Here is a 23,114-nt window from a genome sequence, read left to right as displayed (position 1 = left end):
CGCTATTCTCCCGGTGCTGCTGAGGCGAGATCGGCGCCGGCCGCTTGCCCCGCCTCCGTTCGCAACCTGGCGAGAAGCGCGTCGATTCGCGCGATATCGAGGTCGCCGTGATAGTCGTCGCCGACCTGCATCACTGGAGCCATCTCGCAGGCGCCGAGGCATTCGACGGTCGAAAGCGTGAACAGCCGGTCTGGAGTGGTTTCGCCCTCCTTGATCCCGAGGACCTCCTCCAGATGCCTCAGCAGGTCCTCGGATCTGCACAGCATGCAGGAGACGTTGTCGCAAAGCTGCAGATGGAACATGCCCACCGGTTCGGTATGGAAGAGCGTATAGAAGGTCGCCAGCTCGTAGACCCAGATCCGCTCGACTCCGAGAATGTTGGCGACCTCCTCCAGCACCGGACCAGGCAGATGGCCATGCTCCGTCTGCGCGATCCGAAGCGCGGGCATGATCGCCGAGCGCTGGTCGGGATACCGCGCCGCCGCCTCTTCGATCTTTTCGCGCATGGTCATCTCGTCCAAATCCTCTGCTACTTGTCCACCTCCGCCATCACGGGGTCTAGGCTGCCGAGCACGGCGATCATGTCCGCCAGATAGCGGGCGTTGGTGACCCCGAAGAGGGCCTGAAGATTGACGAACGAAGGTGCCCGCACCTTCATGCGGAACGGTTTTGGCGAGCCGTCACTGATGATGTAAAAGCCAAGTTCGCCCTTTGGCGCCTCTATCGCCGAATAGACCTCGCCCTTCGGCACCTTGAAGCCGTAGGCCGACAGGTCGAAATGCTGGATCAGCGCCTCCATCGAGCAGTGCACCCGATCCTTGTCCAACGGGAAGGCAATTGTCGGCATGTCGATCTGGAATGGCCCTTCAGGCATCTGGTCGATGCATTGTTTGATGATCCCAATGCTTTCGCGCATCTCGTCGACGCGGCATCGCCAGCGTGCATAGCAATCGCCCTCGTCACGGGTGATGACGTTGAAATCGAGCCGGTCGTAGATCTCGTAGGGCTCATCGCGGCGGATGTCCCAGTCGACACCGGAAGCACGCAGGTTCGGGCCGCTGAGGCCGAGGTCGACTGCATCCTCGGCGGAGATCACGCCGATCCCCTTCGTGCGATTGAGAAACACCCGGTTATCTTCGAGCAGTCGCTCATAGTCGCGGATCCGGTTCGGGAAGATGTCGCAAAATTCCCGGATCTTGGGGAAGAATCCGTCAGGCAGATCCTCGCGCACGCCGCCGACCCGGCAGAAGGAGGTGTGCATGCGCGCACCAGTGATCATTTCCAGGAGGTCCATGATCATTTCACGTTCGCGCATGACGTAAAGCAGCGCGGTCATGGCGCCGAGATCCATCGGCAAAGCGCCCGTGATCAGGAGGTGACCGGAGATCCGTGCCAGCTCGGCCATCATCACGCGGATATATTGCGCCCGGATCGGTGCTTCTATGCCGAGGAGTTTCTCCACCGCCAGCGCGAAGGCGAGGTTGTTCGAAGGCGGACAGAGATAGTCGAGCCGGTCCGTCAGCGGGAAAATCTGGGTATAGGTGAAGCTCTCCGCCAGTTTTTCGGTGCCGCGATGGAGGTAGCCGATATGCGGATCGACGCGCTCGACGAACTCGCCGTCCAGTTCGAGGACAAGCCGAAGAACCCCATGGGTGCTGGGGTGCTGCGGACCGAGGTTGAGAAGCACTTCCCTTGTATTGAGGGCTTCGCCTTCAGGCCTGCTGAGCTCGGTGACTTCTGTCATCTCAACTTTCCGGCGTAGACGGCCTCCCTTGCGGAATGTCCCTGGTGGCAAGGTCGGGCTGCGTTGGCGGCGGACCTTCGGCACCGAAGGGGTTCAACTTGTCCTTATAGCCCCTGAGGGGGAAATCCTTGCGCTGGGGAAAGCCCTCGAAGCCTTCCCACATATAGATCCGGCGCAGATCTGGATGTCCCGCGAACCGGATGCCATACATGTCCCAGGCCTCACGCTCGTGCCAGTTGGCGGTGCGCCAGACTCCCGTGACCGAAGGCACTTCAGGAGGATCGCCAAGGCGGCACTTGATGCGGACCCGCCACCGGTTGGGCAGCGAATAGAGATGGTAGACCGCCTCGAACCGCAGCGTTTCGGGATAATGATCGACCCCGCAAATGTCCGAGAGGAAATTGAATTGCATGGCCGGATGCTCTTTCAGGAACCGGCAGAATTCGACGATCCGCTCGGGCGGAACGGCAAAGACGTCGATACCGTGCGCAGTGCCGAGGTCCTCGATTGTGTCTCCGAAGCGCTCCATGATTGGAGCGCGATTGAGGGACGGCTCCACACTCATGACGCTATAACCCGATCCAGAGGTGTTCCGGCGAGCGCCCGGGACCGCTTGATCTTTTCTTGAAGCAGGAGGAAGCCGTGCATCAGCGCCTCGGGCCGCGGCGGACAGCCGGGCACATGCACATCGACGGGCACGAAGGTTTCCGACCCCTGCACCACGGCGTAGGTGTTGTAGACGCCACCCGAGATGGCGCAGGTGCCCATGGCGATCACCCAGCGCGGTTCCGGCATCTGGTCATAAAGCCGCCGCACGACGGGCGCGAATTTCCGGGTCACGGTGCCGGCGATGATCATGACGTCGGACTGGCGCGGCGAAGGGCGGAACACCACGCCGAAGCGGTCGAGATCATAGCGGGCGCAACCGGCCGAGATCATTTCGATGGCGCAGCAGGCAATGCCGAAGGTTTCAGGCCACAGCGCCGAGCTTCGGCTCCAATTGATGATACTGTCGGCCGTGGTGAACAGCACGCTGTCGCGGATCGCGTTGTTTACTGTTCCCATTCCAGCGCTCCCTTCAGCCAGGCGTAGGCGAAACCTACAAGAAGCAGCAATATGAAGACGAACATCTCGACATAGCCGACCAGCCCGATGTCTTTCAGGACGACGGCCCAGGGAAAGAGGAACATCGTCTCGACATCGAAGACGACGAGCAGGATCGCGAGGATAAAGAACGGCACTCTGAAGCGCCCCGCGGCGGCCTCACCCGCGGCGTCCATGCCGCATTCATACGGCATGTTCTTTTCGGGATAGGGATTGGACGGACGCAGGAGCGAGGAGACAAAAAGCGTCGCTCCCGCCACCAGAACAACTCCGGCGACCATTACCAGAACCGGCAAGAATTCCATTGCAGTCATATCGCACTGCACCGGTCACCCAGCGATGGCTTCGCTTGCGCCGCGACCGACCCCGTTTTGGGACCAGTAATGCGGTCGCCCGGGAAGCGACTTGGGCAATCCTTTCCTGAAGGGCAAGTTTATTCCGTCGAGCGGAGCATTGCAAATTCAATTGATCAGCCGCCGAACACAGAATGTTGGGCAAGCCTCAGAAACCACGACGGAAATAGGCCGATGCCGATGGTGCCGGCGGCGGTGAAGGCGAGCGTGGCGCGCACCAGGGGTGTCAGCGCCGGATCGAACGTCCTTTCCGGCTCGCGCATGTAGATCACCATGACGATGCGGATGTAAAAGTAGGCGGCAACAGCACTCAACAGCACTGCGATCACCGCGAGCATCACGAAACCTCGCTCGACGAGCGCAACCAGGACGTAGAACTTGGCGAAGAACCCGGCCGTGGGCGGAATGCCGGCCAGCGAGAACAGATAGAGCAGCATCAAAAGCGCGAGCCCCGGATGCGCCTTGGCGAAACCTGCGTAATCTTCGATAACCTCGCCCGAGAAGTCGCCGTTCCGCATCATGGTGACGATGCCAAAAATGCCGAGATTCATGAACGAGTAGATCAGCAGATAGAGCATCACGCTGGCGATCCCGTCAGCACCGCCGGCTACCACGCCGAAAATGGCGAACCCCGCATGAGCGATGCTGGAATAGGCCAACAGTCGCTTGAAATTGTCCTGCACAAGCGCCACGAAACTCCCGAGCGCCATCGTCACCACCGCAATGACCGCGACGATGATCCAGACGTCCGAGGCTGCGACCAGAGGGTTGAGGAACACCCGCAGGATGACCGCGAACCCCGCCGCCTTGGGGCCGACCGACATGAAGGCGGTGATCGTCGTCGGCGCGCCTTCGTAGACATCCGGAACCCACATATGGAACGGCACCGCGCCGACCTTGAAGACCAGCCCCGCGACAATGAAGACTACCGCCAGCAGCAATCCGGGATCGAGCGGATCGCCGTTCACCGCTGCAGCCATCGCGTCCAGTTGCGTGGTGCCGGTCAGCCCGTAAACCAGCGAAACGCCGTAAAGGAAAATCCCGGTCGAGACCGCGCCGAGGATCACATATTTCAGCGCCGCTTCGTTCGACCGCCGCTCTCGCCGCAGGAAGCCGGTCAGCACATAGGTACAGAGCACCACCAGTTCGAGACCCACATAGATCGACATGAGATCGGTGGCCGACGCCATGATCATCATTCCCGAAAGCGCGAAGAGCAGCAGAACATAGTATTCGCTGCTGCCGATCCCTTCGATAGCCGCATATTTTCGCGAGAGGAGGAATGTCAGAACGGTGGCTAAATAGAACACGAACTTAAAGAAGACCGCGAAGCGGTCGGCGACGAACATGCCCGTGTAGGCCGGCCGCACTTCGCCCGCCAGCATGAGTGTCGCCAAGGCGGCAATCAGCACGATGGCAACGGAAGCCGAGACAAGGAAATGTTCCTGTCTCTCTTGCATAAACTGTCCCAGAATCAGCAGGATGCAGGCCCCCGTGACCACCACGATCTCGGGCAGGCTCGCAAGGACCGACTGGAGAAGCGCAGTGGCGGTCATTGGCCGCTCTCCTCACCGTGCACCTGCGCCAGCAAATGTTTCGCCGAGGCATCGATGATGTTGAGAAAGGGTTTTGGATAGAGCCCGACCCAGAGCACGAAGACGGTCAGCGGCAGGATCGCAGCGATCTCGCGGGCGTTTACATCTCGTATCTTGAACCGGGCGTTGACGCTCGCCGGACCAAGCGCGACTTTCCCATACATGCCGAGCAGATAGGCCGCGCCCAGCAATGCGCCCAAAACGGCGGCCGCGCCAACGGCGAGGTTGGCCGCAAACCCGCCGGACAGCACGAGCAGCTCGCCCACGAACGAATTCGTTCCCGGCAGCGCCATCGACGACAGGATGAACAAGGCGAGAAACGTGGTGCAGACGGGTGCTGCCTTCATCAGCCCGCCATAATCGGCGATGCTGCGGGTGTGGGTCCGCTCGTAGATCAGGCCGACGAACAGGAACAACGCGCCCGTCGTCACGCCATGATTGAACATTTGCAGGATCCCGCCCTCGAGCCCGCGGAGGTTCAGCGCGAAAATCCCCATCGTCACGAAGCCCATGTGGCTGATGCTGGAATAGGCCACCAGCTTCTTGAGGTCGTCCTGTGCTAGCGCAAGCAACCCGCCATAGACGATCGCAAGGGCCGAAAGCGACAGCATCAGGGTCGAATAATACACTGACGCATCGGGCAGCATCGGCAGCGAGAACCGCAGGAAGCCGTAGGCGCCCATCTTCAGCAGCACTCCGGCGAGGATGATGCTGCCCGCTGTCGGCGCCTGCACATGGGCGTCCGGCAGCCAGGTGTGGACCGGCACCATCGGCACTTTGACCGCGAAGGCGACCAAGAAAGCGAAGAACAGCCACGACTGGACCCGGAACGGCAAATCCTGTGCTGTCAGAGCGAGAATGTCGAAGGTCTCGCCGCCGTTGAAATAGAGCACGATGACGCCGACCAGGAACAGGACGCTGCCTGCCAGCGTGTAAAGGAAGAACTTGAAAGCCGCATAGACCCGGCCGTCGCCGCCCCAGATGCCGATGATCAGGTACATCGGGATCAGCATCGCTTCCCAGAAGACGTAAAACAAGAACAGGTCGAGGGCGCAGAACACTCCCAGCATCAGCGCCTCCATGGCCAACAGACTGACCATGAATTCCTTCACCTTGCGGTCGATCGCGACCCATGAGGCGAGCACGCAGGTCGAGCCCAGCAGCGCGGTCAAGAAAACGAAGAGCGCACTGATTCCGTCGATGCCGAGCGCATAGGTGATCCCGAGCGCAGGAACCCACGGGCGTGTCTCGGTGAACTGCATCGCGTGGGTCGTGGTGTCAAAACCGGCTAGCATGGCGATGCAGAGAGCGAGGTCGAGGACGGTGACGCCCAGCGCCATCCACCGCACCGCAGCGTCGCTGCGCAAAAACATCAGAACCGCTGCCCCGGCGGCGGGTGTGAATACGATCAGGCTGAGCAGCGGTAACCCCATGGGACCCCCTACCGCCACGCCACGGCGAAGATGGCGGTGGCCGCGATCACACCGACGATCATCGCCAGCACGTAATGGGTCACGATGCCGGTTTGCAGTCGCCGAAGCCGCCCGCCGCCGCGTAGGATCGAGCGGGCAACGCCGTTCACGACAGCATCCACCCCGGTGAGATCGATCCGCAGTCCCGCCCGTGCCGCCCCATACAGCAGCGGCAGCGCCGCAGTTTCGGTCACCTCGCTCACCGCCTTCTCGTAGCGCGCCAGCGGCCGTTCGGCGAACCACGTGAAGACCCGCGCGCCCTTGCGATAGAACCAGTCGGTGTCGATGCTGATGGTGTTCTCCGGGTCGAGCGCCCGCAGGAACAGCACGAACCCGAAGGCAGTGAACATCAGCACGCCGAGGCTCTCCGTGACATGGAGGCCAGTGTAAGGTTCGAAGTCGACCGGATAGGGCAGAAGCGCATAAAGCGGCTGCGGAAACACGCCGATCGCAATGCAAAGAACCGCCGCCATTCCCATCGCGACCAGCATGTTGCGCGGCGGCTCCCGCGCCTCCAGTTTCCGGTCGGTGCCGAAAAACATGTAATACGGCAGCTTCAGCCCCGTGTGCAGGAAGGTCCCCGACGATGCCATTGTCAGCGCCAGCACCACCAAGGCCCGATGATCCTGTCCGGCAGCGGCGATCACCATCGATTTGGTGACGAAGCCCGAGAAGAAGGGAAATGCCGAGATCGCGAAGGCGCCGACCATGTAGAGCGCCACGGTCAACGGCATGGTCTTGTAGAGCCCGCCGAGCTCGGTGAGCTTGCGACGGCCGGTGACGTAGATCACCGCCCCGGCACCCATGAAAAGAAGCGCCTTGTAGAGGATATGTGCGAAGGCATGGCTGGTAGCGCCGTTGACGGCCATCTCGGTCCCGATACCGATGCCCGCCACCATATACCCCACCTGGCTGACGATGTGATAGGCCAACAGGCGCCGGCAGTCGTTCTCCAGTACTGCATAGATGACGCCATAAAGCGCCATCGCGGTGCCGAGCCAAACGAGAAGCTCGGTTCCCGGAAACGCGCGCGCCAGCACATAAACGGCGGTCTTGGTGGTGAAGGCGCTCATGAATACCGCCCCGGTGACGGTTGCCTCAGGGTAAGCGTCAGTCAGCCAGGCGTTGAGCGGCGGCACGGCGGCGTTCAGAAGGAACCCGGCAAGGATCAGGTAGGCGCCGGCGCCCATCCCACCCTCGATCGGACCGAAGAGCAGCGAGCCTGTTGAAAGCCCGTAGAGAGTGATGCCGCCAAGCAGGACGACGCCGCCGGTGATATGGACTAGGAGATACCGTAACCCGGCGCTGATCGCTTGCCGGCCGCCCTGTGCGAAGACCAGATAGGCGGAGGCAAACGCCATGCCTTCCCAGAACAGGTACAGCGTCAGGTAGTCGCCGGCGAAGACGACGCCGAGCGCGCTGCCGACGTAGACGAACGCAGCGACGTGCTGGCCGGGGCGAGGCAAGTGCAGCGCGTAGACCGTTCCAATCAGAGCCATGATGGTAAAAACCGTGGCGAAGACGCTGCTCAGCTTGTCGACCTTCGCGACCTGGATTTGCTGCCCGAGGAACGACGCCGCGCCGTAGTTGCCCGGCTGCATCATAACCACGGCGAGGATCGCCAGCGCCGGGATCAGCAGCAGATAAGCCTTGCGGATCGATCCTGCGAGGAATGGGATCGGCAGAGCGCCGAGAATGAAGAGCAGGGCCGGATGGATGAAGTCAGTCATAGTAGTCCTCGCGCCGCATCAACCCAGCCCGATGGCCGAGAAACTTGGAAACGAAGATCAGCAGCACGCAGGAGCCGAAGCCGTAGACGGCCGACCAGCCCGGCAGGCGGTCCCACAGGTATTCGGTGTGTTCGCGGGGAACCAGAAAGTCGGCGATGACGATAAGAACGAGCACGAGATAGAACAGACGGCGTCGCTGATGCGCATTTTCTTCGGCACCAAAGAAGTCGACCACGCGCTTGATCATCTGACCACTCCGTCCGCCAAGGTAAGAAAATAGCCGGGGAAGATACCCATCAGCACCGACAGGATGGCGGTCGCGACCAGCGGGATCGTGACCATCGGAATTTCCCGAACCGTCGCGGGGCTCTCCTGTGTCTCAGTCCCGAAAAAGGCGAGATAGCTGATTGGCAGAAAATAGGCGGCGTTCAGGACCGAACTTATGAGGAGCACGATCAGGAACGGGATTTCCCCCGCCTCCACCGAACCCCGTGCCAGATACCACTTGCTGACGAAGCCCGCGGTCGGTGGCACCCCGATCATGCTGAGCGAACCCACGAAAAATGCCCCCATCGTCCAGGGCAGCCTGCGGCCGATCCCAGCCATATCGCTGATGTTGCGCTTGCCGGATGCGCAATAGATTGAACCGGCGCAGAAAAAGAGCGTGATTTTGGAGAAGGCATGCGCCGCGATGTGAATGATTCCGCCGACCATCGCGACCGGCGACAACAGAACCGCGCCCAGCACGATGTAGGAGAGTTGGCTGACGGTCGAATAGGCGAGCCTCGCCTTCAGGTCGTCCCGCGTGAGGGCGTAGACCGACGCCATGACGATCGTGAACGAAACCAGATAGGCCGTGGCGATACCGAGGCCCAGCTTCCCCACCAGCTCGATGCCGAAGACATGGAAAACTACTCGCAGTACGCAGAATACGCCCATCTTCACCACGGCCACCGCATGCAGCAGCGCGCTGACCGGTGTCGGGGCCACCATCGCGGCAGGCAGCCAGGCGTGCATCGGCATCACCGCGGCCTTGGCGAAGCCAAAGAGATAGCAGAAATAAACGACCGTCAGCAGCAGCGCGGAGGCATCGGCTCTCGCCAGCAGCCCGCCCGTCACAAAGTCGAGCGACCCCGCAATGTGGTAGGTCAGCGCAAGCGCGGCGAGCAGCACGCTTTTCGACGCGCCCATCAGATAGACGAGATACTTGCGGCTGCCCGTCCAACCTTGCTCGTCCTCGTGGTGGTAGACGAGGGGATAGGTAACAAGACTGAGCACCTCGTAGAAGATCACCAGTGTAAACAGATTGGCGGCGAAGGCACCCCCGGCGGCGGCCGCCAGACTGCTGGCAAAGCAGGCGAAGAACCGGGTCTGCGCGTGCTCGTTCAAGTGCCGCATGTAGCCGATGGAATAGATCGCAGCCACGATCCACAGCAGCGACGAGATGGTGGCAAACACCATGCCGAGCGCATCGACCCGGAAAGCGAAGTCAATCCCCGGCAGGATCTCGAACAGGCGTAACTCGATCGTCCCGCCCGCCAGCACGGTGGGCGCCATCGAGGCGACAATCGCGAACATGGCGATCGCGGCCAACGGCGAGACGACATCGCGGAGTTTCTCGCGGTTGTTCAGAAGGAGAATCGCAAGGGCCGCCAGACCTGCGACGGCAACGGCAAGCAGCGGCCGGATCGATATCACCGGGTCCAAACCGCTATCCTTTCATCATGGTCACGTCGTCGACCTTGAGGGTGGACTTGTTCCTCACAAGGGCGACCAGGATACCGAGGGCGACGGCGACCTCCGCCGCGGTGATTGCGATGACGAAGATCGCGAAGATCTGCCCGCGGAAATCATCGTAGTAATGCCCGAAAGCGATGAAGTTGATGTTGACCGAGTTGAGCAAAAGTTCCAGCGACATGAGCACCACCAGAATATTGCGCCTGAGCAGTACGCCCGCTGCTCCGATCACGAACAGGACCACTCCGAGCACAATAAACCACCAGAGCGGAACCATCACTCCTGCTCCTTCCGCGCCAGCACGATGGCGCCGACCAGGGCCGCCAAAAGGATCACGGAGGCGATTTCAAACGGCAGGAGATAGTCGGCGAAAAGCGTCGTGCTGAGCTGCCTGATCTGATCGCCGCCGCGCATGGCGACCGGTTCGATGACCGAAAAACGGTCACTCCAGAGCACCAGCACCAGCATCTCGACCCCAAGCAGAACGACCAGCACCAGAGCCGGCAGGTTGCCGCCTGGCAAGAACCGCTGCAACACCGCTTCGCGCACATCGATCATCATGATCACGAACAGGAACAGGACCATGATCGCGCCGACATAGACAAAGATCTGGATGACCGCGAGGAACGGCGCCTCGAGCAAGACGAAAATGGCCGAGATATTGAGGAAACACGCCATCAGCGCCAATGCGCTGTGAACCGGATTCCGCGCCAGGACCACCGTCAGGGCGGTGATCACGGACACCGCAGAGAACAGAAGAAAGAACCCCTGATCCATCGACGCCGACCCTCCGGCGCGAACTGTCACTCGGCGCGAGACGGCCGGTTTTGAGATTACGCCGCAACTTCAGATGCGTTCACAAATTGTGCCCTAGTATCGGATTTTTCACAAGGTTATTGTCGAGTCTGTCCGTACCGAGTTTGGTTACGGCGTAGTGAGAATTACTTCCAAATAACACCGGATACTCGCCCGAAATTGCAAGTCTCCGTGGTTTCACGCCCCGCCAACCAAACAAATAGTCCGCCTCAGTGCGGGTCGCTGGCACAAAGACTTCATTTTCTCGAGGAAGGACGTATGGTCCTTATCCCTCGCGAACACAGCTGAGACCGGTTTGCGGATCGAAGAGATGCATCGCCTCCTCGTCGAAGGAGAGGGTGAGCGTTTCGTTGTCCCGGACCGGCGTGCGCGGCGGCAGACAGGCCATGAGCCGCTGATTTCCGGCAAGCGCGGTGACGACGAGTTCCGGACCTGTCAGCTCGGCGACCTCCAGGGTTGCCTCGAGCGACGGACCGGCGCCGTCCGTGCGAAGGGCCTCGGGGCGGATGCCGAGGATGATGTCGCGGCCATTGACGGCGGCTTCGGCGAAGCGGGCCGGCAGGGGCAGGCTTGCATCGGAACCTGCAATCGCCAGCCGGCCATCGCGCACTGTGGCGTTCAGCAGGTTCATCGGCGGCGCGCCGACGAAGGTGGCGACATAGAGTGTTGCCGGATGGTTGTAGATTTCCTCAGGCGTGCCCAGTTGCTCGATACGGCCGTCGCGCATGACGGCGATGCGGCTTGCCAGCGTCATCGCCTCGATCTGGTCATGGGTGACATAAACCACTGTGGTCTTCAGCATCTGATGCAGCCGCTTGATCTCGGTACGCATTTCCATGCGCAGCTTGGCGTCGAGATTCGAGAGCGGCTCGTCGAACAGGAAGACTTCAGGCTTGCGCACCAACGCGCGACCGATCGCGACGCGCTGGCGCTGGCCGCCGGAGAGCTGGCTCGGCTTGCGATCGAAGAGGTTTTCGATCTGCAGGAGCCTGGCGGCGTCGCGCACGGCCTTGTCGCGCTCGGGCGTCGGGACCTTCCGCATTTCGAGGCCGAAGCCGATGTTCCGGTGCACCGTCAGATTGGGATAGAGCGCATAGGATTGAAAGACCATGGCGATGTCGCGGTCCTTCGGATGCACGCCGAGCACCGATCGCCCGCCGATCTTAACGTCGCCGCTCGTCGCCTCGGCAAGGCCGGCAATGATGTTGAGCAGCGTGGACTTGCCGCAGCCCGACGAACCAAGCAGCACGAGGAACTCGCCGCTTTCCAGCGAAATGTCGATGCCTTTCAGCGTCTCGACCTCGCCATAGGTCTTGCGGATGTTTTCAATGTCGAGCGCGCTCATGACACGGCCTTCTGGGGAGGCGATGGCTCGCCATAGCTGCGGGGAAGGGTGGAAATGGCACGCGAGGCAACCTTCGTCCCCGCCGCCAGGCAGGAGGCCAGTGGCTTGCCATCTGCCAATGCTGCCAGGAAGCCTGCGTTGAAGACATCCCCGGCGCCGATCGTATCGATGACGTTGACGAGGGGTGCAGGGACCGACGCCAGCAGGCCCTCCGGCCCGATGGCGATCGCACCCTCCGGGCCGCGCTTGACGACGACGACCGCGCCCTCCGGCATATGCGACCTGATCTCGCGGGCGGCTTCGATCGGATCTTCGATGCCGGCAAGCGTCGTTGTCTCGACCTCGTTCAGCAGCGCGATGCCGCTGCGCGAAAGCCAGGCGCGTGCGGCCGCGCAATTTTCTTCGGTCCACCCGTCGAGCGGCCAGCCGGTATCGAGTGCGACGGTGATGTCGTGGCTGTCGGCCCAGTCGAAGAAGGCATCATATTCGCTCGCTAGGTCGTCGGTCAGAAAGCCGCCGCAGAGAAGTGCGTAGCCGCCGCGCAGCCTTTCGCCGTCGATAACGGCGAAGACGTCGGCGAGGCTGAAGCGTGACAGGTGGCCGGTCGTCGTGAAGAAGGTGCGCTCGCCGTCCGGATGGGTGATGCCGACAGAAAGCGTCGTTCTCTCGGGGCGCACCGGCCAATTTTGCGAGCGGTGGCCGAAGGCTTCAGCCAGCCAGCGGCCGAACTGGTCGCTGCCGACATTGGCGGCGATTTCGAACTCGATACCGAGCGCCTGCCAGGCGAGCGCGCTGTTGCCGGCAGACCCGCCGACCCTCAGCTCGTCATGATCGACGATGATTTCCGTGCCGGCCTTTGGCCAGGGGGCGGCCGGTCCGAGAATGAGATCGACATTGACGTTGCCGATGACTGCAAGCGGCCGCATTCATTCACTCCGGGTAATCTTGGTGGAACGGACCGGCGTTCCGGCATTCTCAACGCGTGTTTCGGCAAAAGCGATCATCAGCCGTTGGGCGACCGGCAGCATGGCGAAGACCGCGGCAAGGCCGCTCGCCGGTGCAAAGCGGATTGTCACGGCGCCGGCGACCGGCGCTTCACTCGAGGCGTCGAACAGGATGACGGGTGCGCGGGTCTCCACAGCGGAGACCGCCATTGCGGTGACGAGGCCTGATGTCTCGTCGAGACCGCGGAAGAGCACGACGCCGATCTCCGGCCCCAGCATTTCCATCGGGCCATGGCGCAGCTGGCCGCCTTCGAGAGAGAAGCAGGGGCGGCGCGAAAGCTCCGTCAGCCCGAGGGCCAGTGCCTCGGCGACACCTTGCAGGCGGCGGCCGGAGGTGACGACGGTCGAGACGGTTTCGAGTGCGGCAAGCGCCGCTGAGATGTCATGGCCTCCGGGCGTCTTAAGGGCGGCAAGCGCGGCCGCCGGATCTTCGCCGAGGGTGGAAAGGATTGCCAGATGCAGGGCGAAGGTCACCGTCAGGCTGCGGGTAGCGGCGAAAGCAAGCTCGGTGCCGCCGCTGCCGACCAATGAGGGGGCGGTTCTGGCAAGGAAGGAGCTGGCTTCGAGGGTCAGGCCGAATGTTTCCTCAGTGCCGCCGGTTTCGTTGAACCAACGCACCACTTCGGCGCTCTCTCCGGATTGCGAGGTGACGAAGACCGTCCTGCCGGCGATCGGCAGCGGCTGGCCCAGCTGCTCGGAGAGCGGCAGGGCGATGGCCTCGATGCCGAGGGCGCGGTAGAGCGGCTCGACGGCGCGGTTGACGGCATGCGAGCCGCCCATGCCGAGCAAAAGCAGCCGGCCGGTCTTCTCAAGCGAGGCGGCGGCTGTTGCCGCCATCGGTGCCGTGGCTTCATAAGAGGCAATCGCATCGGCGTGCTGGCGCGCCATCTCGCGATCGATCGCCGCAAGTCCGGCTGGCCGGTTTCTTTCTGTTGTCATCTTCATCCCTTGACGCCGCCGCTGGTGAGCCCCGAAATCAGGGCGCGTTGCATGACGAGACCGATCAGCACCGGGGGCAGGGCGGCGAGCACGCCTGCCGTGGCGATCAGTCCGTAATCGGAAACGCGGCCGCCGGCGAGATCGGCAATGGCGACGGTCAGCGTCTTGGCGCGCTGGTCCGAGGTGAAGAGCAGCGCATAGAAGAATTCATCCCAAGCCAGCAGGAAGGCAAAGAGGCTCGAGGTCGCGACCACCGGGGCTGCGAGCGGCAGGGTGATGATCCTCAGCGTCTGGAACAGGCCGGCGCCGTCGATCATTGCGGCGGATTCGATCTCGCGCGGAATTGAATCGAAGCCTGATTTCATCAGCCAGGTGGTGAAGGGCGCCAGTATCGTCAGATAGACGAGGGCGAGGCCGAAGACGTTGTTCAGCATCCCGAGATGGGAGAGACCCATGTAGAGCGGCACGGCGAGCGCCACCGGTGGCAGCATGTAGGTCGCGATCACCATCGACAGCGACCAGCCGACGGAAGGTGTGCGCGACACTGCCCAACCGGCGGGAATTGCGAGCGCGATGGCGGCGATCGTCGCCATGCCGGCCACCTCGATGCTGTTGCGCAGCGATGAGGTGAAGGCGGCGCCGGCGCTGTTTTCCAGCGTCGACAGCAGCACCTGGTATCGGGAGAAATCCGCCGCCTGCGGCCACCAGCGCAGCGGCTTTGCCGCAAGATCGGCGGCCGGCGAAATGCTCATGATGAACAGCCAGAGGATCGGTGCCAGAATGACCGCGGCAAGCAGCAGCGCTGAGAGGTGAATGAAAAAGGAGAAGAGTGGGCTCTGGCGTTCCATCAGGCGGCACTCCCGGCGGTCTTGCGCACCAGGGCGGCATAGCCGGCGGCAAGCAGCGTCACCAGCAGCGTGACGATCAAGGCCAGCGACGCGCCCGAGCCCGCCCGCTGGAACGAGAAGGCTTCCTGATAGACGAGGATCGACAGCGTGCGGGTGCTGTTGGCCGGGCCGCCGCGGGTCATGACCCAGATGATGTCGAACACCTTGAAGGCTTCGATCGTGCGTAGCACGAGCGCCACCATCAGCGGGCCGGCGAGATAGGGAAGAATGACGAAGCGGAAGCGGGCGAAGGGGCCGGCGCCGTCGACCAGCGAGGCGGCGGTAATGTCGCGCGGCACGGCCTGGAGTGCGGCAAGCGCGATCAGTGCCACCAGCGGGAAGTTCTTCCAGCAGTCGGCGACGATGAGGGCGGCGAGCGCCGTGCCCGGCTCGCCGAGCCATGAGCGATAGGCATCGATGAGGCCGAGCTGCGTCAGCGCGGCGTTGAGCGCACCGTATTCCGGATTATAGATCAGCCGCCAGAGCGTGGCGTTGACGACGGTCGGCAGCGCCCAGGGCAGGATCATCAGGGCGCGCAGCGCCGTTCGGCCGCGGAATTGCTGGTTCAGCAGGAGGGCGGCAAGCACGCCGATCACCATTTCGGCGGCGACCGAGACGATCGCGAACCAGGCGGTGGTAACGAGCGTGCGCTGGAAATTCGAGCCGGAGAGCATCTTCACGTAATTGTCGATGCCGACGAAATTGCCCGCGGTGCCGACGAGCTTGGCATCTGTGAAGGAGAGGCCGACCGTATCGACCAGCGGCCAGCCGATGACCGAGATCATGACCACGAGAAGCGGCAGCATCAACAGCCACGCGCGCGTTGTCAGCCATGTGCCCGACATCGAGGCGACCCTTTTTCATTCATAGGTTATTGGAATCGAGCCGGGCGACGACAGGGCGCCGCCCGGGGTTTATGCCGGACTCAGAGGCCGCTGTTTTCGGCGGCCGACTTCAGCGCATCCTCAGGCGTCGACTGGCCAAGTAGCGATTCCTGGATCGCCTGCTGCAGCGCCGTCGAAAGCTCCTGATATTTCGGCGTCGTCGGGCGCGGATACATGGCGGCAAGGCCGACCTTGGCGGCCGAGATCAGTTCTTCCTGCCCCTTGGTAACGGCCGGGTCAGCGTAGGAGGAGGCCCAGATCGGCAGGCTGAGCTTGGCGTAGGCGTTCTGTGTCGCCTGTGAGGTCATGAAGGTGATGTACTTCCAGGCCTCGTCGGGATGCTGGCTGGCGGAAGTGATGCCGAGGCCCATCGAGCCGTTGACGGCCGAAGCCTCGCTCTTGCCGGCGACACCCGGCGCCGGCACGACGCCGACCTTGCCCGCGACCTTGCTGTCCTTCGGGTCGTTGGCCATGTTGTACATGTAGGTCCAGTTGAGCGCGAAGGCGGCATCACCGTTTTCGAAGACTTTGCGGACGTCCTCTTCCAGGAATTCCTTGGAATTCGGATTGGTCAGGCCTGACGTATAGCTCGAGACCATGTATTTCAGCGCGTCGAGGCCGCCACCGCTCTGGAAGGCAGGTTTGCCGTCCTTCAGGAAATCGCCGCCATAGGCACTGACGAGGGTGGTGTAATCGCAGATCGCCGCTTCGGCCTGCGACCAGCTCCAGGCGATCGGCGTTGCCAGCAGACCCTTGTCCTTGATCGCTTTTGCCTGCTCGGTCAGCTCGTCCCAGGTTTTCGGCGGCGCCTTGATGCCGGCCTTTTCGAGGATCTCCTTGTTGTAGAACAGGTATTTGGTGTCGAGGATCCACGGCATGCCGTAATATTTGCCGTCATATTGCACAGTGGTCCAGGCACCCGGCAGCACGCCCTTCTTCATCTCCTCGGTGATGCGGGAGGAGACGTCGACCAGCACCTTGTTGGTGGCGTATTCGGCCGGCCAGATGACGTCGAAGAGGACGACGTCATAGCCGCCGCCGGAACCCTGCGCCAGCACTGTCTTGTCGTGCAGCCCCTCATAGGGAACGAATTCGAGATTGACCTTGATGTCAGGGTTTGCCTTGGCGAAGGCGTCGGTCATGGCGCGCACATCGGCCTCGCTGTAAGCGGCCTGCGCCATGAACAGCGCGTTGAGCGTCGTTTCGGCGAAAGCATGCGGGGCAAGGGATGCGCCGATCAAGGCCGCACCCAAAAGCGTCTTGTTCAAAGATTTCAGCATTGCAGCCTCCAGTTTTTGACATTTACGCATGCCGAGGGCGGATTTTCCGCCATCGGTTTTCGAGAAGGCACGCGTGAAACAAAACGTGCCGGTTGGTCATCTCGGAGCGTCGTTGGAGGCCCTGTGCGGCTTCCTGCGTTCCCTGGAACTCTTCGGTTCCTTATTAAGTCAATTGTCTTGACTTATTACTTCTTCAACATTCTACTGGAGTCAAGAGGTAATTGCACATGAATGACACCAGGCCCATCAGGGCCAAGAGCGGCACCAATCACGAGGGCACCAGCGCGCATAACCGGCGCGTGATGATCGATGCCTTGAGGATCAACGGTGCGCTCTCGCGCGCCGATCTGGCGCGGGCGACGCGGCTGACCAAGCAGACTGTGTCGAATATCATCGAGGAACTCGAGCGCGACGGTCTGGTCAGTTCGCAGGAGGCGGTGCGAAAGGGGAGGGGCCAGCCCTCGACGCCGTATCGGCTCGTTCCCGAGGGCGCCTTTGCGATCGGCCTGCAGATCGACCGGCACGTGACGCGGGCGGTCGCCGTCGATCTCGTCGGCAGCGTTCTCGTGCGCGCCGAGGCCGTTCTGCCGCCGGGAGGCCCGTCGAGAGGAACGAAGGTCATTCTCGATCTCGTCGCCAGTGTACGGTTAAAGCTCGCCGGGATCGTTCGGCAATCCGAGAAGCGGCTGGTCGGCCTCGGCGTCGCGATGCCAGGTCCCTTCGGGATCGACGGCAGCGGCGACGATCCGTGGATGATGGAGGCTTGGCAGAAGTTTCCGCTGCTGGACACGCTGACCGCCGGCACCGGGCTCGATGTCGGTCTGCAGAACGATGCGGCAGCGGCCGCGACTGCGGAGCGTATGGTGGGGGCCGCGCATGGCCTCGACCATGCCGTCTGCCTGTTCGTCGGTTACGGCATTGGCGCCGGTCTCATCCTGAACGGCGAACTCTATCGCGGCGCCAACGGCAATGCCGGCGAGATCGGCATGGCACTGCTCTTTGCCGATGGCAAATCGACCCCGCTCGAACACCGCGCCTCGCTCGCCTCGCTCTACCAATATCTCTCGGCCGATCCCGCCGATCCCGATCTGCATGCACACATCAATGACCTCGCCTCGGGGGGCGATCCAGGCATCGACACCTGGATCGAAACGGCGGCTGCTGACCTGCGCTGGAGCATCCATCTGATCGAAACGATCTTCGATCCGCAGACGGTGATTCTCTGCGGCAGCGCGCCCGAGGCATTGGTCAACAGGTTGATTGCGGCCATTGGCCCGCTGCTGCCCTCGATCGCCGAACGCCGCGGCCGGACGCTGCCGCGGCTGCAGTCCGGCATGGCCGATCCTTGGTCGGTAGCGCTCGGGGCGGCCGCTGGACCAATCGGTCGGGCATTCGATCCGCATTTTGCTGCAATTTTGAAGGATTCCCGCTGATTTCGAGCCTGAAACCGGGCGTTGCACAGCAGTGCAGCGGCAGAAAAGTGGCGCTCTTTGTAAGTTTCAAGCGACCATTGCCAGCGAATAAAGAGGAGCGATCGAAGTATAGTAAAATATTGAAAATCATTGAAATTTATAGGAATTCTGGTATAGATATAATTATTCGGCAGTGCGCTGGGGTGGTTGGCGAGGCTTCTCTCAATATAGCCTTCAGCCGTGGCAAATAACATCCGCATGAAGGTTTCGTGACAGTACGATTTCGGTTGTTTCATGTCATGGAATATTCATTGGCCGCGGCAATTTGGACCAGCTAATAGGGCGTGCGCTGAAAGTGCGCGTCTCTTTTACGTTCGAGGTTCTCATGCAAGCCAAGCTTCTCGGCGCCGTTGGCGCCCTTCTCGCTACAGCGTTTCTTGCTGGTCCCGCTGCCGCCGCCGATAAGACCAAGATCGACTTCTGGTTCGGCAATTCCGGTGACATCGCAAAGCGGGTCCAGGAACAGTGCGATCGCTTCAACCAGTCGCAGGGCGACTATGAAGTCGTCTGCACCAGCCAGGGCAGCTACGATGCTTCCCTGCAGAATACGATTGCCGCTTTCCGCGCCGGCAAGCAGCCTACCATCGCTCAGGTCTCCGACGCCGGAACCCTCGACATCATGCTCTCCGGCGCCTTCTATCCGGCTAACCAGCTGATGACCGACATGGGCTACACGGTCGACTGGAAAGATTACTTCTCCGGCATCGCAAACTATTATGCGACGTCCAAGGGCGAGATGTATTCCTTCCCCTTCAACTCGTCGACCGCGCTGCTCTATTGGAACAAGGATGCCTTCGCCAAGATCGGCAAGGACCATGCTCCCGCCACCTGGCAGGAAGCCGGTGAAGATTTCAAGGCTCTGAAGGACGCCGGCTACGCCTGCCCGCTCGCCTTCGATATCTCCAACAATGAAGTCTGGCAGTACGTCGAGCAGTTCGAAGCCGTCAACGGCGAAGCGATCGCGACGAAGAAGAACGGCTTTGAAGGCCTCGATGCCGAGCTGGTGTTCAACAAGAACCCGCTCCTCGTCAGCTACATCAAGGACCTCAAGTCCTGGTACGACAACAAGCTCGCCGTCATCAAGAACAAGGCCGTCGGCCAGACCTTCGTGGAAGCCTTCGCTGCCGGCGATTGCCAGGTCATCCTGACGTCGGTTGGCGACCACGGCAATATCGGCCGCACCGCCAAGCAGGGCATGAACTGGGGCGTTTCGATGCTTCCGACTTACGGCAATGCAACCCGTCACAGCTCCTTTGTCGGCGGCGCTTCGCTCTGGGTTCTGAAGGGCCACACCGACGCCGAATACAAGGCTGCTGCCGCCTTCTTCAACTTTATCGCCAAGCCGGAGGAAGCTCTGACCTGGTCGACCGTCACCGGCTACATCCCGGTTCGTAACTCCGGCTTCGAATATCTGAAGAAGCAGGGCTTCTACGACAAGGCTCCCTATGCCGGCCGCGAACTCGCCATCCAGAGCCTGACCGCATCGCCGGCGGGCGACACAGCTCCGCACGGCATCCGCCTCGGCGGCCTGCTGCAGGTTCGCACCGAAATCGCCAACGGCCTGCAGGCGATCTTCGTCAACAATGCCGACGTTCAGGCTTCGCTCGACGGTGCTGCCGATCGCGGCAACCAGCTGCTGCGCCGCTTCCAGCAGACTTACAAGAACGTTCAGCTTCCCTGACCGTCCGATATGAGCCGCACCCGGCCGCCTTGCGCGCGCCGGGTGCGTCTTTGTAAGCTCTCTTAATCGGTCGCGGATGCAAAGCTGCTGCCCGCGCCTAAACAAACTCGGGCGAAAACGACCACTCATGGAAAAGCGCGTCACTTTCTCCTCCACGACGATCGGACTGCTCTTCGCCTTTCCGATGCTGCTGCTGATTTTCGTCTTCTTCTATTGGCCGAGTGCGCAGGCGCTCTATTGGGCGTTCACGCTCGAGCAGCCATGGGGCGGCGGCAATGCCTGGGTCGGTTTCGACAATTTCAAGCAACTGCTCAGCGATCCCATCTATTGGGAGTCGATCACCCGCAGCATGATCTTCGGCTTCAGCTCGACGGCTATCGCCATGGGGATGGCGCTCATCCTGGCGCTGTTGACGGACCGTGAACTGCGCGGCCACAAAATCTACCGGTCGGTCTTTATCTGGCCTTACGCGATTGCCGCGCCCGCTCTCGGTCTCGCCTTCCGCTTCATCCTGGCGCCGGAAGCCGGTCTTCTCTCCGTCATCAATCATGTCTGGCCCGGCCTCTGGAACCCGGCACTCGACGGCAAGGACGCGATGATCGCCGTTATCATCGCCTTTTCCTGGAAATATATCGGCTATAATTTCATCTTCTTCCTTTCGGCCCTTCAGGGCATTCCCCGCTCGCTGATCGAGGCCGCGGCCATGGACGGTTCCGGGCCGCTGCGTCGCATGTGGGACCTGCAATTGCCGCTGTTGACGCCGACATTGTTCTTCCTGCTCGTCATCAACATCACCGAAAGCTTCCAGGATTCCTTCGGCATCGTCGACGTCATGACCCAGGGCGGACCGGCGCGGGCGACCGAGCTCATGGTCTACAAGATCTATTTCGACGGTTTCAGGGGGCTCGATTATTCGGGTGCGGCCGCCCAGTCGATCATCCTGATGGCGCTCGTCGTCCTTCTCACCATCTTCCAGTTCCGCTTCATCGAGCGGCGCGTGCACTACAAGTGAGGTCGCGGACATGATCGAACGCACGCCGATATTCAACTTCATCTGCTACACGATACTCGCGCTCGGCATGGTGATCGCGCTTCTGCCTTTTGTCATTGTCATCATCGCATCGACGCTCGATCTGGAGACGGTCAACCGGGTGCCGCTGCCGCTGACCCCGGGTTCGCATTTCTGGGAAAATGCACAGGCTGCCTGGATCCGCGCCGATCTCGGCAACAAGCTGATCCACAGTATCATCTTCGCGACCGCAGTCGGCGCCGGCAAGGTCATCCTTTCGGCCATGGCCGCCTTTTCGATCGTCTACTTCCGCTTCCGCGGCCGGCATCTGATCTTCTGGATCATCTTCATCACGCTGATGCTGCCGCTGGAAGTCCGCATCGTGCCGACCTATTCGATCGCGGCGAATGCATTGCAGCCGTTTCAGACGATCCTCGACCTTACTGGAATCACCGCGCTCGTCGCCTGGGTCTCCGGCATCCAGATCAAGCTCGAATGGGGGCTGTTGAATTCCTATACCGGCCTCGTGGCGCCGCTCGTCGCGACCGCGACCGGCACTTTCCTTTACCGCCAGTTCTATCTGACCGTTCCGGACGAGCTTGCCGAGGCGACGAAGATGGATGGCGCCGGCGCCGTCCGCTTCTTCATCGACATACTGCTGCCGCTGTCGCGCTCGAACATGATCGCGCTGTTCACGATCATGTTCGTCTGGGCCTGGAACCAGTATCTCTGGCCGCTGCTGGTCACCACCGATCCGAATTTCGGCATCGCGGTGACGCAGTTGAAGACCCTTATTCCGTCCGAATTCGGCCTGCCCGACTGGAACGTCGCCATGGCCGGGACACTTATCATCATGTCGCCGCCTCTGTTGCTCGTCATCCTGATGCAGCGCTGGTTCGTGCGCGGCCTTATCTCCACCGAGAAGTGAAGGAGCAGTCCTGTGGCACCGATCTCAATCCGTGATGTGAAGAAGAGCTACGGCAAGCATCCCGTCGTTCACGGCGTCGACCTGGAGATCCAATCCGGCGAATTCATCGTCATCCTCGGCCCATCCGGCTGCGGCAAGTCCACGCTCCTGCGCATGATCGCCGGCCTCGAGGAAATCACCGGCGGCGAAATCGCCATTGACGGACGCGTCGTCAACCAGATGGAGCCGCGCGAGCGTGGCTGCGCCATGGTGTTCCAGAACTACGCGCTCTATCCGCATATGACCGTCGCCGAGAATATCGGCTATGCCTTGAAGGTTGCGGGCGTTGCGAAGGCGGAGCGCAATCGGCGCATCGCCGAGGTCGCCAAGGCGCTCAGCCTCGAACCTTTCCTCGACCGCCGCCCGGCCGCGCTTTCCGGCGGCCAGCGCCAGCGCGTCGCCATGGGGCGTGCGATGATCCGCGAGCCGAAGGTGTTCCTCTTCGACGAACCCTTGTCGAACCTGGACGCGAAGCTGCGCATCGCCATGCGCGCGGAAATCCGCCGCCTGCACCGCCGCCTCGGCGCAACCTCGATCTTCGTCACGCATGACCAGACCGAGGCGATGACGCTGGCCGACCGGCTGGTGGTGATGAACGGCGGCAGGGTGGAGCAGGTCGGTACACCGGAAGAGGTCTATCATCATCCGGTCTCGCGTTTCGTCGCGGGCTTCGTCGGCACGCCGGCGATGAACCTGCTCGAAGGCACGATCAACGACGAGGGCGTCTTCGTCTACGACCAGAGCCGCAAGATCGCGCTGCCGCGCGAACGCGCCGCGAGCCTGAAAGGCAAACGCGTCGTGCTCGGCATTCGCGCCGAGGCCGCCCGGCTGGTGGCGCCGGATGCGCCCGGCGCATTGGTCGCAACGGCCGATTTCATCGAAGAACTTGGCGCAAGCCGCGTCGTTCATGCCGATTTCGACGGACTGCCGTTCGCCGTAGCGCTGACCGAGGCCGTAACGGTGAAATCGGGCGATCCGATCGGCATCGCGATCGATCACAATGCGATCCACCTCTATGCCGCCGATACCGGGCGGCTCATCGAGAACCCCGCCATGAGCGGCGCCGGCGCGGTTCACGCCTGACCGGCGTATGGC

The 23,114-nt window shown here is 61.9% G+C and carries 23 protein-coding genes; 5 read left to right on the top strand and 18 right to left on the bottom strand.

What is annotated here, in order from left to right:
• Positions 1–2: 2 nt before the first annotated feature.
• The 18 genes from nuoE to AMC88_RS17440 all read right to left on the bottom strand — a co-directional run bounded on the left by nuoE (position 3) and on the right by AMC88_RS17440 (position 16,890).
• On the bottom strand, positions 3–512 hold the full coding sequence (nuoE, locus tag AMC88_RS17525) for an NADH-quinone oxidoreductase subunit NuoE (protein ID WP_041683932.1): 510 nt from the start codon (positions 510–512) through the stop codon (positions 3–5).
• A 17-nt stretch (positions 513–529) separates the two neighbouring features.
• Positions 530–1,744 (bottom strand): NADH dehydrogenase (quinone) subunit D, encoded by a 1,215-nt coding sequence (gene nuoD / locus AMC88_RS17520; protein ID WP_012485040.1) that lies wholly within the window; start codon positions 1,742–1,744, stop codon positions 530–532.
• A 1-nt stretch (position 1,745) separates the two neighbouring features.
• A complete protein-coding gene (locus tag AMC88_RS17515; protein WP_064825568.1) occupies positions 1,746–2,309 on the bottom strand; it encodes an NADH-quinone oxidoreductase subunit C in 564 nt (187 codons plus the stop codon).
• Positions 2,306–2,809, bottom strand: coding sequence for a NuoB/complex I 20 kDa subunit family protein (locus tag AMC88_RS17510; protein ID WP_012485038.1), 504 nt, complete (start codon positions 2,807–2,809; stop codon positions 2,306–2,308). The genes AMC88_RS17515 and AMC88_RS17510 overlap by 4 nt, the downstream gene beginning before the upstream one ends.
• Positions 2,797–3,162: an NADH-quinone oxidoreductase subunit A gene (locus AMC88_RS17505; protein WP_004675794.1), complete on the bottom strand. Its 366-nt coding sequence runs from the start codon at positions 3,160–3,162 to the stop codon at positions 2,797–2,799. The genes AMC88_RS17510 and AMC88_RS17505 overlap by 13 nt, the downstream gene beginning before the upstream one ends.
• 155 nt (positions 3,163–3,317) lie before the next feature.
• Positions 3,318–4,757, bottom strand: a complete 1,440-nt coding sequence (locus AMC88_RS17500) for an NADH-quinone oxidoreductase subunit N (RefSeq protein ID WP_012485037.1) — start codon at positions 4,755–4,757, stop codon at positions 3,318–3,320.
• Positions 4,754–6,229, bottom strand: a complete 1,476-nt coding sequence (locus AMC88_RS17495) for an NADH-quinone oxidoreductase subunit M (protein WP_064825567.1) — start codon at positions 6,227–6,229, stop codon at positions 4,754–4,756. The genes AMC88_RS17500 and AMC88_RS17495 overlap by 4 nt, the downstream gene beginning before the upstream one ends.
• 8 nt (positions 6,230–6,237) lie before the next feature.
• Positions 6,238–7,998, bottom strand: a complete 1,761-nt coding sequence (locus tag AMC88_RS17490; protein ID WP_064825566.1) for a Na(+)/H(+) antiporter subunit D — start codon at positions 7,996–7,998, stop codon at positions 6,238–6,240.
• Positions 7,991–8,245 (bottom strand): hypothetical protein, encoded by a 255-nt coding sequence (locus AMC88_RS17485; RefSeq protein WP_010023076.1) that lies wholly within the window; start codon positions 8,243–8,245, stop codon positions 7,991–7,993. Before AMC88_RS17485 ends, AMC88_RS17490 begins: the two co-directional genes overlap by 8 nt.
• The gene (locus AMC88_RS17480) at positions 8,242–9,705 is read right to left on the bottom strand and encodes a monovalent cation/H+ antiporter subunit D family protein (RefSeq protein WP_064825565.1); all 1,464 of its coding nucleotides are present in this window, start codon (positions 9,703–9,705) and stop codon (positions 8,242–8,244) included. The genes AMC88_RS17485 and AMC88_RS17480 overlap by 4 nt, the downstream gene beginning before the upstream one ends.
• 4 nt (positions 9,706–9,709) lie before the next feature.
• Complete coding sequence (gene nuoK / locus AMC88_RS17475) at positions 9,710–10,012, bottom strand: NADH-quinone oxidoreductase subunit NuoK (protein ID WP_016733970.1); 303 nt, start codon at positions 10,010–10,012, stop codon at positions 9,710–9,712.
• Complete coding sequence (locus AMC88_RS17470; protein WP_012485031.1) at positions 10,012–10,512, bottom strand: NADH-quinone oxidoreductase subunit J; 501 nt, start codon at positions 10,510–10,512, stop codon at positions 10,012–10,014. Before AMC88_RS17470 ends, nuoK begins: the two co-directional genes overlap by 1 nt.
• Positions 10,513–10,816: 304 nt before the next feature.
• Positions 10,817–11,896, bottom strand: a complete 1,080-nt coding sequence (locus tag AMC88_RS17465) for an ABC transporter ATP-binding protein (protein ID WP_064825564.1) — start codon at positions 11,894–11,896, stop codon at positions 10,817–10,819.
• Positions 11,893–12,822 (bottom strand): PfkB family carbohydrate kinase, encoded by a 930-nt coding sequence (locus AMC88_RS17460; RefSeq protein WP_012485029.1) that lies wholly within the window; start codon positions 12,820–12,822, stop codon positions 11,893–11,895. The genes AMC88_RS17465 and AMC88_RS17460 overlap by 4 nt, the downstream gene beginning before the upstream one ends.
• Positions 12,823–13,845 carry an SIS domain-containing protein gene (locus tag AMC88_RS17455; RefSeq protein ID WP_064825563.1) on the bottom strand — a complete coding sequence of 341 codons (1,023 nt, stop codon included), beginning with the start codon at positions 13,843–13,845 and terminating at the stop codon, positions 12,823–12,825. It lies immediately after the preceding gene.
• A complete protein-coding gene (locus AMC88_RS17450; protein WP_011426608.1) occupies positions 13,842–14,687 on the bottom strand; it encodes a carbohydrate ABC transporter permease in 846 nt (281 codons plus the stop codon). The genes AMC88_RS17455 and AMC88_RS17450 overlap by 4 nt, the downstream gene beginning before the upstream one ends.
• Positions 14,687–15,571, bottom strand: a complete 885-nt coding sequence (locus tag AMC88_RS17445) for a carbohydrate ABC transporter permease (RefSeq protein WP_012485027.1) — start codon at positions 15,569–15,571, stop codon at positions 14,687–14,689. The genes AMC88_RS17450 and AMC88_RS17445 overlap by 1 nt, the downstream gene beginning before the upstream one ends.
• Before the next feature lie 80 nt (positions 15,572–15,651).
• The gene (locus tag AMC88_RS17440; protein ID WP_012485026.1) at positions 15,652–16,890 is read right to left on the bottom strand and encodes an extracellular solute-binding protein; all 1,239 of its coding nucleotides are present in this window, start codon (positions 16,888–16,890) and stop codon (positions 15,652–15,654) included.
• 227 nt (positions 16,891–17,117) lie between these two features.
• Between AMC88_RS17440 and AMC88_RS17435 the strand changes: the two genes are divergently transcribed.
• The 5 genes from AMC88_RS17435 to AMC88_RS17415 all read left to right on the top strand — a co-directional run bounded on the left by AMC88_RS17435 (position 17,118) and on the right by AMC88_RS17415 (position 23,102).
• The gene (locus AMC88_RS17435) at positions 17,118–18,323 is read left to right on the top strand and encodes an ROK family transcriptional regulator (RefSeq protein ID WP_012485025.1); all 1,206 of its coding nucleotides are present in this window, start codon (positions 17,118–17,120) and stop codon (positions 18,321–18,323) included.
• A 364-nt stretch (positions 18,324–18,687) separates the two neighbouring features.
• Positions 18,688–20,043, top strand: coding sequence for an extracellular solute-binding protein (locus AMC88_RS17430; RefSeq protein ID WP_012485024.1), 1,356 nt, complete (start codon positions 18,688–18,690; stop codon positions 20,041–20,043).
• A 127-nt stretch (positions 20,044–20,170) separates the two neighbouring features.
• Positions 20,171–21,055, top strand: a complete 885-nt coding sequence (locus tag AMC88_RS17425; RefSeq protein ID WP_012485023.1) for a carbohydrate ABC transporter permease — start codon at positions 20,171–20,173, stop codon at positions 21,053–21,055.
• Between the two features lie 10 nt (positions 21,056–21,065).
• Complete coding sequence (locus tag AMC88_RS17420) at positions 21,066–21,980, top strand: ABC transporter permease subunit (protein WP_064804608.1); 915 nt, start codon at positions 21,066–21,068, stop codon at positions 21,978–21,980.
• 12 nt (positions 21,981–21,992) lie between these two features.
• Positions 21,993–23,102 carry a sn-glycerol-3-phosphate import ATP-binding protein UgpC gene (locus tag AMC88_RS17415; protein WP_012485021.1) on the top strand — a complete coding sequence of 370 codons (1,110 nt, stop codon included), beginning with the start codon at positions 21,993–21,995 and terminating at the stop codon, positions 23,100–23,102.
• The last annotated feature ends 12 nt before the right edge of the window (positions 23,103–23,114 follow it).

Source organism: Rhizobium phaseoli, from assembly GCF_001664385.1.
GTDB lineage: Bacteria > Pseudomonadota > Alphaproteobacteria > Rhizobiales > Rhizobiaceae > Rhizobium > Rhizobium phaseoli.
The sequence above is the reverse complement of the archived record's forward strand: the minus strand, read 5'-3'. Positions and strand labels throughout refer to the sequence as shown.